15 protein-coding genes are annotated in these 13,025 nt (G+C 71.8%); 8 read left to right on the plus strand and 7 right to left on the minus strand.

Annotated features, from left to right (window positions below; genetic code table 11):
• Window positions 1–303 precede the first annotated feature (303 nt).
• Entirely contained in the window at window positions 304–756 is a 453-nt protein-coding gene (locus HJC40_RS00005) for a hypothetical protein (RefSeq protein WP_249997410.1), read from the minus strand.
• 3 nt (window positions 757–759) lie between these two features.
• On the opposite strand from HJC40_RS00005, the gene dusB reads away from it, so the two are divergent.
• Window positions 760–1,929: a tRNA dihydrouridine synthase DusB gene (dusB, locus tag HJC40_RS00010; protein ID WP_249997411.1), complete on the plus strand. Its 1,170-nt coding sequence runs from the start codon at window positions 760–762 to the stop codon at window positions 1,927–1,929.
• A 28-nt stretch (window positions 1,930–1,957) separates the two neighbouring features.
• Here dusB and HJC40_RS00015 read toward each other — a convergent pair whose 3' ends face one another.
• From HJC40_RS00015 to HJC40_RS00040, 6 genes are all read right to left on the minus strand, one after another.
• Entirely contained in the window at window positions 1,958–3,043 is a 1,086-nt protein-coding gene (locus HJC40_RS00015) for a DUF2786 domain-containing protein (RefSeq protein WP_249997413.1), read from the minus strand.
• 70 nt (window positions 3,044–3,113) lie between these two features.
• Window positions 3,114–3,485 carry a hypothetical protein gene (locus HJC40_RS00020; protein WP_202992741.1) on the minus strand — a complete coding sequence of 124 codons (372 nt, stop codon included), beginning with the start codon at window positions 3,483–3,485 and terminating at the stop codon, window positions 3,114–3,116.
• Between the two features lie 90 nt (window positions 3,486–3,575).
• Complete coding sequence (locus HJC40_RS00025; RefSeq protein ID WP_249997415.1) at window positions 3,576–4,061, minus strand: roadblock/LC7 domain-containing protein; 486 nt, start codon at window positions 4,059–4,061, stop codon at window positions 3,576–3,578.
• A gap of 35 nt (window positions 4,062–4,096) precedes the next feature.
• The gene (locus HJC40_RS00030) at window positions 4,097–5,161 is read right to left on the minus strand and encodes a DUF4388 domain-containing protein (protein WP_249997417.1); all 1,065 of its coding nucleotides are present in this window, start codon (window positions 5,159–5,161) and stop codon (window positions 4,097–4,099) included.
• A 36-nt stretch (window positions 5,162–5,197) separates the two neighbouring features.
• The gene (locus HJC40_RS00035; RefSeq protein ID WP_249997418.1) at window positions 5,198–5,545 is read right to left on the minus strand and encodes a hypothetical protein; all 348 of its coding nucleotides are present in this window, start codon (window positions 5,543–5,545) and stop codon (window positions 5,198–5,200) included.
• Between the two features lie 177 nt (window positions 5,546–5,722).
• Window positions 5,723–6,253, minus strand: a complete 531-nt coding sequence (locus HJC40_RS00040) for a DUF4388 domain-containing protein (RefSeq protein ID WP_249997420.1) — start codon at window positions 6,251–6,253, stop codon at window positions 5,723–5,725.
• A gap of 120 nt (window positions 6,254–6,373) precedes the next feature.
• Here HJC40_RS00040 and HJC40_RS00045 point away from each other — a divergent pair, with 120 nt between their 5' ends.
• From HJC40_RS00045 to HJC40_RS00075, 7 genes are all read left to right on the plus strand, one after another.
• Entirely contained in the window at window positions 6,374–6,727 is a 354-nt protein-coding gene (locus HJC40_RS00045; protein ID WP_249997423.1) for a VOC family protein, read from the plus strand.
• Window positions 6,728–6,766: 39 nt separating this feature from the next.
• Window positions 6,767–7,981, plus strand: a complete 1,215-nt coding sequence (locus HJC40_RS00050) for a deoxyguanosinetriphosphate triphosphohydrolase (RefSeq protein ID WP_249997424.1) — start codon at window positions 6,767–6,769, stop codon at window positions 7,979–7,981.
• Between the two features lie 11 nt (window positions 7,982–7,992).
• Window positions 7,993–9,858 carry a DNA primase gene (gene dnaG, locus HJC40_RS00055; protein WP_249997426.1) on the plus strand — a complete coding sequence of 622 codons (1,866 nt, stop codon included), beginning with the start codon at window positions 7,993–7,995 and terminating at the stop codon, window positions 9,856–9,858.
• Window positions 9,855–10,385, plus strand: coding sequence for a hypothetical protein (locus tag HJC40_RS00060; RefSeq protein ID WP_249997428.1), 531 nt, complete (start codon window positions 9,855–9,857; stop codon window positions 10,383–10,385). Before dnaG ends, HJC40_RS00060 begins: the two co-directional genes overlap by 4 nt.
• Window positions 10,386–10,497: 112 nt before the next feature.
• Window positions 10,498–11,409 (plus strand): ABC transporter ATP-binding protein, encoded by a 912-nt coding sequence (locus HJC40_RS00065; protein ID WP_249998188.1) that lies wholly within the window; start codon window positions 10,498–10,500, stop codon window positions 11,407–11,409.
• A 1-nt stretch (window position 11,410) separates the two neighbouring features.
• On the plus strand, window positions 11,411–12,169 hold the full coding sequence (locus HJC40_RS00070; protein WP_249997430.1) for an ABC transporter permease: 759 nt from the start codon (window positions 11,411–11,413) through the stop codon (window positions 12,167–12,169).
• A gap of 2 nt (window positions 12,170–12,171) precedes the next feature.
• Complete coding sequence (locus HJC40_RS00075; protein WP_249997432.1) at window positions 12,172–12,981, plus strand: ABC transporter permease; 810 nt, start codon at window positions 12,172–12,174, stop codon at window positions 12,979–12,981.
• Window positions 12,982–13,025 lie beyond the last annotated feature (44 nt).

Genomic DNA, 13,025 nt, shown 5'->3' on the forward strand with positions numbered 1-13,025 from the left:
TGACCGGATCAAGAAGATCCAACTGCTGCGACGCTTTACCCAACGTCATCCCAGCAAACTACTAGATATCGGGGTTAACGATGCCTGCCACACCGGCAGCAGTCATCGTTTAACACCAGTCACCTAGGGCGTATCTGATGGATCACGCGGGGCTGCGGCGTGGCCCAGCCCGCGCCTGACGGCGTCCGCAGAACGGCCCAATACAACACCGGTATTGGACCGCCCTGCGGCCGACGCCAGCCACGACCTGGACCGCGCCTCACTCCCACGTGATCCATCAGATACGCCCTAGGGCCACGGCGCTCAGGACGCGGCGGCGGCGGCTTCGGCGTCCCACTTGCTGATGACTACGCCCAGGACGAAGAGCTGCAGGGCCGGGGTCAGGGTGGGCAGCTCGACCTCGATGGTGCCGCCCCAGAAGCTCGCCTTGCGGACCGAACCGACCCGGGTGTCGCCCAGGACCAGTTCCTCCTCGGAGCGCCAGAAGGACGCGCGGCGGAACTCGTAGGTCTGGCCGTCGGCCTCCACGGTCCAGCGTTTGCGGCCCACGCGACCGGCCGAGGCGATGACGGCGCCGGTCTCGTCGGTCATCGTGTACTTGTTGCCCCAGCCGTTGGCCCGGACCTGGAACCGGCGGCCGTCCAGCGTGAGCTCGCCGCCGCTCCTCCAGACCGAGCTGTCCCACGTGGCGACCTCGCGGCCACGGTCGGTGATCAGATACTTGCTCTTCCACGCGCTCTGCTTCCGGGCCTCCATCCGATGAGCGTACGGAAAAGGGGCAACTATCCTCGAGGGGTGACTGCACCGCTCCTGCTCGGCGATCACGCCGTGAAACCGCCCGTTGTGCTCGCTCCGATGGCCGGGATCACCAATGTGGCCTTCCGGCGGCTCTGCCGTGAGCAGGGCGGCGGCGTCTACGTGTGCGAGATGATCACCACGCGGGCGCTGGTCGAGCGGATCCCCAAGACGCTCAAGATGATCGCCTTCGCCGAGGACGAGGACTTCCGCAGCCTGCAGCTCTACGGCGTCGACCCGGACGTGACCGCCGCCGCCGTGCGGATGGTGGGGGAGGACGGGCTGGCCGATCACATCGACCTGAACTTCGGCTGCCCGGTGCCCAAGGTGACCCGGCGCGGCGGCGGGTCGGCCCTGCCGTGGCGGCGCAAGCTCTTCGGGCGGCTCGTGCGGCAGGCGGTCGAGGCGGCGCGGCCCTACGGCATCCCGCTCACGATCAAGATGCGCAAGGGCATCGACGACGACCACCTGACGTACGTCGAAGCGGGCCTGGCCGCGCAGGAGGCCGGCGTGGCTGCCGTGGCGCTGCACGCGCGCACGGCCGAGCAGCGCTACTCGGGCAACGCCGACTGGGACGCGATCGCCACCCTCAAGCAGGCGCTCGACGTGCCCGTGCTGGGCAACGGCGACATCTGGGAGGGCTCCGACGCGCTGCGGATGGTCGAGCACACCGGCGTCGACGGCGTGGTCGTCGGGCGCGGCTGCCTGGGCCGGCCGTGGCTGTTCGCCGACCTCGAGGCCGCGTTCACCGAGGGCGCCGACTACAAGCCGGTGCTGCCGGCGCTGGGTGAGGTCGCCAAGATCATGTCGCGGCACGCGGAGCTGCTGGTCGACGCGCTCGGCGACGAGAAGCACGGCTGCGCCGACTTCCGCAAGCACGTCGCCTGGTATCTGAAGGGCTTCCCGATCGGCGGGGAGCTGCGGCGCCGGCTCGCGATGATCTCGTCGCTGGCCGAGCTGGACGACCTGCTGGAGAAGCTCGACCCGGGCGAGCCCTTCCCGGTCGCCGAGCTGGGCAAGCCGCGCGGGCGGGTGAACGCGCCGGGCAAGGTGTCGCTGCCCTACGGCTGGCTCGACAGCCGCGACGACGACACCGTTCCCGAGGACGCCGAGATGGAGAACAGCGGCGGCTGACCCGTGCGGCGCGAGCCGGGCGCACCTGTCAGCGCAGTTCCGCCTCGTCGGCGGCGGCCCGGCCCGACTCCCAGCCTTCGAGGCTGTCGATGCGGCTGCCGCGCGTGCGTACCGTACGCGGGAAGGACTTCCGCATCGCCTCGCGCACCTGGAGGTCGCGGTCGCGCAGCACCGGGAGCAGATCGGCGGTCTGCTGCGCGATCTCGTGCCGCGTCGCCGAGGAGAGGCGCTGCCCGATGCGTACGGCATAGGCCACCAGGAAGCTGCGCCGGAACGCCTTGATCCGGGCCTTGCCCTTGACCGGCTCGTCGCGCGCCATCGCCCGGTTGGCCTGCACCAGCAGCGAGGTGTAGAGCAGCTCGACCCCGTCGATGTCGGCGTCGAAGCCGAAGACCGTCGAGAAGCCCAGCTCGGGTGACCACACCGTGTGGCAGTGGTTGGCCCGGGCCACCGCGTCGAGCAGGCTGGCCTTCTCGCTCTCGTAGGGGTGATCGACGCCGATCCGTCGCGCGAACGGCACCACCTCGGTGCGGTTCGCGCTGGTCAGCGCCTCGGAGATGCTGTGCCGGGCGATCAGTTCCTGCGCCTTGGCCGAGTACGCCTCCGCCTCGGCCGGGAAGTCGGTCGCCTCGGCCTTGGCCAGCAGGGCGCGGACCCGCTCGAGCATCCGGTCGTCCGTCCGGTCGGTCCGGGTCCAGGCGGGGGTGCCCGGCGGCGGGATCAGCACCTCGACCGCCGGCAGCTGCCGCAACTCCCGGAGCAGCCCGAGCGAGGAGTCCAGCAGGGTGATCCGGTCGGGCCGGCGGGACGGCCCGGGCGGGAGCGACGCGACCTGGTGCTGCCAGCGCGCATCCACGTCGGCGAACGTCGACGCGTACGCCGCCGCGCCGGAGGCGACCAGCCCGGCCTTCACCGGATCGCCGAGCCGGGCCACGACGCGATGCAGCTCGGCCGGCTGCCACCCGCCCCGGAAGAGCCGGTCGAAAGCCTCCCGCAGCGCGGCGCCGAGCGCCGCGTCGACTTCCGCGGCGGGCGCGACGGTCAGGGCGTCCAGCCCGGCCTCGTACCCGATCGCGCCGCTGACGACGTCGCGCACGACTCCAGGCACAGACACATCTCAAGACACTAGATAACGCGGTGGGGAGGGCCGACGTGGCCCTCCCCACCAAGCGACGCGTCGAAGGTCAGACGTCCATGTCGTTCTCGATGCGCTTGAGCTGGTGCCGGGCCATGGCCAGGTTCGACCGGTCGCGGCGCAGCGCCACGTAGAGGAACAGGCCCTTGCCGGCCCGGCTGGTCAGCGGCCGGATCAGGTGATACTGGGTGTCCAGGGTGATGAGGATGTCCTCGATCTTCTCCGTGATGTTGAGCATCTCCATCGCCCGCAGCTTGGCCCGCACCACGTCGGTGTTGCCGGCGGCGGCGACCGTCAGGTCGAGATCCTTGCCGCCGCCGACCGTGCCGAGGGCCATGCCGCTCGTGTGGTCGACCAGCGCGACGCCAACGGCGCCGTCGATCTCCATGATCTCTTTGAGTGCGGTGTCCATGTCGGCCATGGAATTGTCCTCCGTTGCGGTGGGATGGCGGTCCGCCGTCCTCCGGCGGATCCGTTCGAACGCGGCGGGTGCCGCATGGGGGGCGGGCTCTCAGCCCGCTGCCTGCCGCCGGCGGGCGTTGGTCGGCAGGGTGGCCATCGGGGTGCGGCGCGTCAGCGGGGCCGGTCCCGGCTGGTGCGGGATCTCCGGCCGGGCGAGCGGCTTGTTGTCCAATCTCAGGATCCGCACCAGCCGGCGTACGCATCGGCGCGCCTCGAGATGCACCATGGCGAGGTTCGCGTCGCCGGAGGTGACCAAGGTGAGCAGGGCGTTCGGGCCGGCCGTGTACGAGGTGATGTAGCCGCGGTCGCACTCCACCACCGATTCGCGCAGCTCGCCGTGGTTCACGGCGTGCGCGAAGCGGCGAGCGAGCGCCAGGTGCGCGGCGGCCAGCGCGGCGATGCTGTCCGGTTCGATGTCGTGCGCGTCGTGCGCGACCACCAGCCCGTCGGTGGTGGCGAGCACGCTGCCGGCGAGCTCGTGCAGCCGGCCGCGCAGGCGGTCGAGCTCCTCGAGCACTGCCGGATCCACGGTCATCCTCGGTCTCTCCTCTCCGTACGGGGGTGCGCGGGTCACCGCAAGGCCCGCAATGCGGTGCGGATGCGCTTGAGCAGCACTTCGTCGGTGCCCGGATGCTCCGGCGGGGGTTCGCCGGCGACCTCCTTGGGCAGCCTGGCCCCGGGTTTGCGGCGGGCCAGCCGGCCCGGCCGGTAGACCATCTGGTTGGCGCCGCTCTCCTCGGCGAGCGAGTGCCGGGGCGGGTCCGGCGCCGGGGGTGCGTCCGAGGCGGGCGGCGGTGGGGCGACGACGGCCGGCGCGGGGACCGAGGCGGCCGCCCGGGCGCCCGCGACCACCGGCACGGTCGGCGCGTCGTCCGGCCGCACCACGGGGCGCCGGACGTCGACCGCCGGGCCCCGCTCCCGGGGCAACCGCACGAACTCGGGGCCCTCGGTCCGTACCTCGGGCAGCTCGAGCAGGCCCATCGCCGCCATCCGGCGCAGCTCCTGGACCGTGGCGTAGCCGGCCCGGCCCAGCAACAGGGCCAGGTCGGCCGGGGTGCGCTGGCCGTCCGCGTTCACCAGCAGCTCCCACTGCGGCGACGTGAGCGTCACCCGTTCGCGCGGCGGGCGCGGCACGGGGGCCACCGCGGCCGTGTCCACCCGGCCGTCCGGGAAGATCTCGTCGAGCAGGCGCACCCGGCGGCTCACCTCCCGGTCGACCGCGGCCGGATCGACGTGCACGACCGGGCCGAGCCAGTGCGTGGCCCCGGCCAGGAACTCGACCGGCGCGGAGCCGGGGGAGAGCGCGAAGTAGGCCGCGTCGTAGATCGCGCCCAGCACGCACAGTTCCAGCTCGCCCTGGGTGAGATGGCCCTGCTCGACCAGCAGCCGTCCCACCCGGGCGGTCGAGGTGCCCAGGTCGAGCGCGTTCTGCCAGGTCCGCGCGGCCAGCCGGCCCGACGTGGTGAGCAACTCGCCGACGCCGGGCGCGGCCGGCGACTCGGCGTAGATGACCCGCCCCTCGAGGACGTAGACGGCGCCGCCCGGGTTGCCGCCGACCACCAGCACGCCGGTCTGCCGCTCGCCGGCCACCTGCTTGAGCAGGCGCCCCGGCGCGGCGGTCTTCGCGGCTGTCACGGTCAAGCTCCCATCCCCGGCTTTCAGCGAACGTTGTTACGAAGCGACGAGTTCGTCGGCGAGCTTCTGCATGCGGCGGCGGGCCACCGCGAGGTTCCCCAGCCCCCGGTCCAGCCAGACGTAGAGCACCAGCCGGCTGTCGAAGTCGGTTCGCACCATCCGCAGCAGGTGGTAGCCGCCGGAGGTGGTGATGATCAGGTCTTCGAGCAGGTCGTGCGGAACGGCCGAGACGAACAGCGCGCGGCTGTTCGCGGCCTGCACCACGTCGGCCGTGCCGGCCGCCGCGGCCTCGTGGTCGGAATTGGGTGCGGCTCCCGTCGTGGCGACCGGGAAGCCGGTGGTGTAGTCGACGATGCTGGCGCCGACAGCGCCAGGGATCGCCATGGCCTCCTGTAGACAGTGGTCGACGCCGGGCACATCTCTCCTCAGCGCTGCGCTGCTTCCGCCCGGGCCGTGCGTCGTTGCCGCGGCCACCGGCGTGCCTCCGGTCGGTTCGGGCGACGCGACGCTCACCGTCGTACCGCCGTCACCGTGGGCCATCCTCCGTCCGGGGGAAGTCGGTCAGTCGCACCCGCTGTGCGTCATGGTCGGCGGCCGGGGAGCGTGGCCGGGCCGGAAGGGCCCGCCGCCGCGGCCGATCCGCAGGCGGCGGGCGGTGACGTGCCCGAGCGAACCGAGATCGACGCCCCGCACCGGGCCCAGCCAATGCCGTTCGCCGGGCACGAACCGGACCGGCGCCTCGATCGACTGGAGCAGTTCGTGGGTCGCGTCGGCGATGGTCGCCACCACCCGCGAGGCCAGCTCGTTCTGCCCGATCAGGCCGTCGCGCATCAGCAGGCGGCCGACCCGGTGGGCTCCGCGGCCCTCGGCCAGCACCGTGCGCCAGGCCGCGGCGGCGACCCGGCCCGACGCGACCAGGCGTTCGCCCAGGCCGGGGCAGGCGGGCGTCTCGGCGTACGCGATGCGGCCGGCCACCAGATAGAGGACGCCGCCCGGACGTCCGCCGACGTGCAGCGCGCCGGTACGGGCCGACTCGCCCAGTTCGGTCAGCTGGCGCCGCAGGCTCGCGGTGGCCTTGGAACCTGGAATCACGATGACATCCTCGGCGGCATCGAGGAGCATCGCGGCGGACCGTCAGTGCGCCGTTTCGGGCAAGGCACAATCGGCATGGCGGCGTAACATGATCGCCACTTCTCGATGAAGGGACCGTGTATGCCGAGCCAATGGGAGCAGATCGTCGTCGACGCGGAGGACCCCGCGCGGCTGGCCCGCTGGTGGGCCGAGGCGCTCGGCTACGTCATCGTGCACGAGCAGCCCGACGAGGTGGAGATCCGCCGCAGCCGCGACGAGCTGCCCGGCCTGCTCTTCGGTGTGTGCCCGGACACCAAGACGGTGAAGAACCGGCTGCACATCGACCTGCGCCCGGACGACCAGGAGGCCGAGGTCGAGCGGCTGGTCGACATGGGCGCCCGGCACGTCGACGTCGGTCAGGGCGACGTGAGCTGGGTGGTGCTGGCCGACCCCGAGGGCAACGAGTTCTGCGTGCTGTCCTCGAAGCGCGGATAGCCGGTCCGCCCGTCACCGCGCCCGCATAGGGTTGATCCCATGACGGCGTTCGAGGCCCAGCGGTGGATCCCCGAGCCGGCCAAGGACAGCGGCTACGGACGGACGCCCTATCAGCGCGACCGGGCCCGGGTGCTGCACTCCGCCGGGTTCCGCCGGCTCGCCGCCAAGACCCAGGTGCACACCGCGGGCTCGGACGACTTCCTGCGCACCCGCCTGACCCACTCGCTCGAGGTGGCGCAGATCGCCCGCGAGATGGGCGAGCGCCTCGGCTGCGACCCCGACGTGGTCGACGTCGCCGGTCTCGCCCACGACCTGGGTCACCCGCCGTTCGGCCACAACGGCGAGCACGCGCTGCACCAGGTCGCCGAGTCGTGCGGCGGGTTCGAGGGCAACGCCCAGACCCTGCGCGTACTCACCCGGCTCGAGGCCAAGGTGCCCGGGGCCGGGCTCAACCTGACCCGGGCGTCGCTCGACGCGACCTGCAAGTACCCGTGGCCGCTCGAGCCCGGACGGCGCAAGTTCGGGGTGTACGCCGACGACCACCCGGTCTTCGACTGGGTGAGGCCGCCCGGGCTGGGCGAGCGGCGCTGCCTCGAGGCGCAGGTCATGGACTGGGCCGACGACGTGGCCTACTCCGTGCACGACGTCGAGGACGGGGTGCACGGCGGATACCTCAGGCTGCGACCGCTGCTCGACGACCAGGCCGAGCGGGACGCCCTCTGTGCCGACGTCGCCGCCACCTACTCCGACGAGCCGGCCGGCGAGCTGGCCGCCGCCCTCGATCACCTGCTGGCCGACCCGGTGGTGAGCGAGGTCGCCCGATACGACGGCAGCTACCGCACCCAGGTCGCGCTCAAACGGATGACCAGCGTGCTGACCGGCCGTTTCGTCGCCTCGGCGGTGGGCGCGACGCAGAGCCGGTACGGGACCGAGCCGGTGCGCCGCTACGACGCCGACCTGATCGTGCCGCGCACCGTCCGTAATCAATGTGCGCTGCTCAAGGGCATGGCGTTGCGCTACGTGATGCGTACCCGGGCGGCCGAAGGCTGGTACGAACAGCAGCGCGTGATCCTGATCGAGCTGGTGGAGGCGCTGTTGCGGACGCCCTCGGCCCTGGACCCGGTCTTCGGCCCGCTCTTCGAGGCGGCCGGCAGTGATGCCGAGGCGTTGCGCGTGGTGATCGACCAGGTGGCTTCGCTCACCGACACGGCCGCGGTGACCTGGCACGGCACCCTGGTGGCAGCCCGGGCCTGAGGCGAGGCAGGATGTATGCCGTGGCAGGCCGGGTCAAGGACGAAGACATCGCGCTCGTCCGCGACCGCACGTCGATCGCCGACATCATCAGCGAGTCGGTGACGCTGCGTCCCGCGGGCGGCGGCAACCTCAAGGGACTGTGTCCCTTCCACGACGAGAAGACTCCGTCGTTCACCGTCGCGCCGGCCCGCGGCGTCTATTACTGCCACGGGTGCGGGCAGGGCGGCGACGCCATCAAGTTCCTGATGGACGCCGAGCACCTGTCGTTCATCGAGTCGATCGAGCGGCTGGCGTCGCGGTCCGCCATCCAGCTCCGGTACGAGACCGACACCTCGCCCAGCGCCCCCCGGCCCCAGACCGGGCAGCGGCAGCGGCTGCTCGCGGCCAACCTCGCCGCGGCCGACTTCTACCGCGACCAGCTCGGCACCCCGGGCGCCCGCAAGGCCCGCGAGTTCCTGGCCCAGCGTGGCTTCGGGCGCGACGCGGCCGAGCGGTACGGCTGCGGTTTCGCCCCCGACTCGTGGGACGCGCTGGCCAAGCACCTGCGGCAGAAGGGCTTCACCGCCGAGGAGCTCAACAGCGCCGGACTGACCAAGCCGGCCCGCTCGGGCTCGCTGATCGACCGGTTCCGGCGCCGGCTGCTGTGGCCGATCCGCGACCTGTCCGGCGACGTGATCGGTTTCGGCGCGCGCAAGCTGTTCGACGACGACGACGGCCCGAAATACCTGAACACCCCCGAGACGCCGCTCTACAAGAAGTCGCACGTGCTCTACGGCATCGACCACGCCAAGCGCGAGATCGCCAAGCGCGGCCGGGCGGTGATCGTCGAGGGCTACACCGATGTGATGGCCTGCCACGAGGCCGGCGAGCCGACCGCCGTCGCCACCTGCGGCACGGCGTTCGGGGTCGACCACATCGGGGTGCTGCGGCGGCTGCTGATGGACAGCGACAGCTTCACCGGCGAGATCATCTACACCTTCGACGGCGACGCCGCCGGGCAGAAGGCGGCGCTGCGGGCCTTCGAGGAGGACCAGCGCTTCGTCGGGCGCACGTTCATCGCGGTCAGCCCGGGCAACATGGACCCGTGCGAGCTGCGCCTGGCCCGCGGCGACCTGGCCGTGCGCGACATGATCGCCGGGCGGGAGCCCCTGGTCGACTTCGCGCTGCGCCAGACGCTCAAGCGGTTCGACCTCGACACCGTCGAGGGCCGGGTCGAGGCGATGCGCCGCACCGCCCCGCTGGTCGCCAAGATCAAAGACCGGGAGAAGCGCCCCGAGTACGCCCGTAAGCTCGCGGGCGACCTCGGGATGGACCTCGAACCGGTGCAGCGCGCCGTGAACTCGGCCATGCGCGGCGACGCCGCCTCCTCGTCGTCCGGTGCGCCGGTGCGACCGGCCGTCGAGGCCCCGCAGCGGCTCGTCGAACGCGAGGCCCTCAAGCTGGCTCTGCAGGAACCGGTCCTGGCCGGCCCGATGTTCGACGTGGTCGGCGCCGACAACTACGCCGACCCGGTCTATCAGGCCATCCGGGTGGCGGTCGACGGCGCCGGCGGCGCGTCGTCGGTGTCGTCGGGCGGTGTCGTGTGGATCGAAAAGGTGCGCGACACCTGCACCGACCTGGCCGGGCAGGGTCTCATCTCCGAGCTGGCGGTCGAGCCGTTGCGCGTCGACGGCGCGGTCGACCCGATCTACGTCCGCAAGACGCTGGCCCGGCTGCAGTGGGGCGCGGTGACCACCCGGATCCGCGATCTCAAGTCCAAGGTGCAGCGGATGAACCCGGTGGCCAACAAGGACGCTTATCTGGCCCTGGCCGGTGAGCTCTTCTCGCTCGAACAGCAGGCGCGCGCTCTGCGCGAACAAGCGGCAGGTGGACTGTGAACTTCCTTCGGCGACGACCGTCCCTCCCGGCGGCGCTCAAGCCGCGGCTCTCTCCCGACGAGCGCGTGGTGGCGTGGGCGCTGGTCTCCGACGACCAGGCGGTCGTGGCGACCAACCACGGCCTCTGGCTGCCCGGCTCGCCGGCCTTCCTGGGCTGGCACGACATCCACAAGGCGGGTTGGTCGGGCCGCGAGCTGCGGATCACGCCGGCCGAGATCGCCGAGGAGCGCGAGGACTACACCGTCTTCGTCGACGGGCCGGTCCTGACGTTCCTGCTGCTCTCGCCGGGCGACCTGCCCGACCAGGTACGCACCCGGGTGACCAAGTCGGTGGCCTACACGACCCACCACCCGCTGCCGTCCGGCGCGGGCGGGGTGCGGGTCGTCGGGCGCCGGGTCGCCGGCCGCAACGGCCTCACCTGGGCGGTCCGCTACGACTCGGGTACCCCGGTGGAGCTGCCCGCCGTCACCGAGCTGACCGATCAGCTCGTGGCGACGGCGCGGAGCACGATGGCCGCGCCGGACTGAATTCCGGTCGTTTCTGTCGTACCCCGTCTCTAGGGTCGTCAGCGTGGACCCAACCAACCACCCCGCCACCGGATCGACGGGCACCACCCTTCACCCGGCCGAGGGCTCCCTCATCCACGCGCGTGGCCTGATCAAGCGGTTCGGCGACTTCACCGCGGTCGACGGCATCGACGTCGACGTGCGCCGCGGCGAGGCGTTCGGCTTCCTCGGGCCCAACGGCGCGGGTAAGAGCTCGACCATGCGCATGATCGGGTGCGTGTCCCCACCGACCGCCGGCGTCCTCGAGATCCTCGGTCTCGATCCGCGGCGCGACGGCCCGCGCATCCGGGCCAAGCTCGGGGTCTGCCCCCAGCTCGACAACCTCGACCTCGAGCTGACCGTGCGGGAAAACCTCACGACCTACGCGCGCTTCTTCGGCATCGCGCGCAAGGAGGCCCGCCGCCGCGCCGACGAGCTGATCGAGTTCGTCCAGCTGACCGAGCGGGCCGACAGCAAGGTCGAGCCGCTCTCCGGCGGCATGAGACGACGGCTGACCATCGCCCGGGCACTGGTCAACCAGCCCGAGATCGTGCTGCTCGACGAGCCCACCACGGGCCTCGACCCGCAGGCCCGCCACCTGGTGTGGGAGCGGTTGTTCCGGCTCAAGCAGCAGGGCGTCACGCTGGTGCTGACGACGCACTACATGGACGAGGCCGAGCAGCTCTGCGACCGGCTCGTGGTGATGGACGGCGGCCGCATCGTCGCCGAGGGCTCGCCGCGGACGCTGATCGAGCGGTACTCGACCCGCGAGGTGGTCGAGCTCCGCTTCGACACCGCGGGGCAGGAGGCGTACGCCGACAAGCTGGCCGGCATCGGCGAACGGCTCGAGGTGCTGCCCGACCGCATCCTGCTCTACGTGGCCGACGGCGACGCGGCGACGGCCGAGGTGCAGCGGCGCTCGCTGAGCCCGGCCGGGGTGCTCGTGCGGCGGTCCGGTCTCGAGGACGTCTTCCTGCACCTCACCGGCCGGACGCTGGTGGACTGACATGGCCGCCGCGCTCTCCGTCCTCGAGTATCACCTGGTCAACTACCGCCGCACCTGGCAGTCCAGCGCCCTGTCGACGCTGGTCATGCCGCTGCTGACCGTGCTCGGCTTCGGGGTCGGCGTGGGGGCTTACGTCTCGTCCGGGGTCGACGGCGTGCCCTACCTCGACTGGATCGTGCCCGGGCTCATCGCGTCCACGGCGTTGCAGGCGGCGGTCGGCGAGGCCACCTGGCCGGTGCTGAGCTACTTCGAGTGGATCAAGGTCTATTTCGCGCAGGCCGCGGCGCCGTTGCGGGTGGTCGACATCCTCGGCGGCCACCTCGCCTTCATGCTGTTCCGCGTCCTGGTCACGTCGACGGCGTTCCTGGCCGTGGCGGCCGCCTTCGGCACGCTGCACTCCTGGTGGGCCCCGCTCACGCTGGTCGTCTCGCTGGTCGTCGGGCTGGCCGTGGCCGCGCCCACCGTGGCCTACGCGGCCGGCATCACCAGCGACAGCTACCTGATCATCCTGATGCGGTTCGCGGTGCTGCCGATGTCGCTCTTCTCCGGCGTCTTCTTCCCGGTCGAGTCGCTGCCCGAGGTGCTGCGCTGGGTGGCGTACGCCTTTCCGCTGTGGCACGGCGTCGAGCTCAGCCGTGACGCGACCCTCGGCACCGCCCCCGGCTGGATGGGCCTGGTCCACGCGGCCTGTCTGGTGGCCTGGTGTGCCGCCGGCTTCCTCCTCGCCCACTCCCGCTTCCGTCGCAGGCTGGTGATCTGAGCATGGTGACGCTGGTGATGCCCCGGCTGATCTCGTTCGAGGGGACGGGCCGGCGGGCCGCCTCGGTGACCGAACGCAACATCGCGACGCTGCGGTCGGCCTACTGGGTGGTGATGATCTCGGGCTTCCTCGAGCCGGTCCTCTACCTGCTCTCGATCGGCGTCGGGGTGGGCGCGCTGATCGGCGACATCACGCTGCCCGGGGGCGAGGTGGTCGGCTACGCCGAGTTCGTGGCCCCGGCCATGCTCGCGGCCTCGGCGATGACCGGCGCGCTGTCCGAGACGACGTTCAACTTCTTCGGCAAGATGAAGTTCGTCCGGCTCTACGAGGGCATCCTGGCCACGCCGGTGCGGCCGATCGAGATCGCGCTGGGCGAGCTGGCCTGGGCGATGGTCCGCGGCGTGATCTATTCGGCGGCCTTCGTGGTCATCATGACCCTGATGGGCCTGACCACGTGGGCCCGGGCCGTCGTCATGCTGCCCGCGACGTTCCTGGTCGGCCTGGCCTTCGGCGCGCTCGGCATGGCGGTCTCCACGATCATCCGCAGCTGGCAGGACTTCGACCTCATCGCCGGCGGCCAGTTCGCGCTGTTCCTCTTCTCGGGCACGTTCGTCCCGCCGACGGCCTATCCCGACGTGCTGCGCTGGCTGATCGAGGTGACGCCGCTCTATCGCTCGGTCGACCTCGTCCGGGCGCTGAGCACCGGCACGCTCGGCTGGTTGCAGCTGGTCGACGTCCTGTACCTTCTGGCGCTGCTGGCCGCCGGCCTGACCATCGCCGGCCGCCGCATGGCCAAACAACTCTGCAAATGATCAACCGCTCGGGTGAGCCGCGCCGGGGGCCGGCCGTGACCGAC

This window comes from Actinoplanes sp. M2I2, from assembly GCF_023544445.1.
Taxonomy (GTDB): Bacteria; Actinomycetota; Actinomycetes; order Mycobacteriales; family Micromonosporaceae; genus Actinoplanes.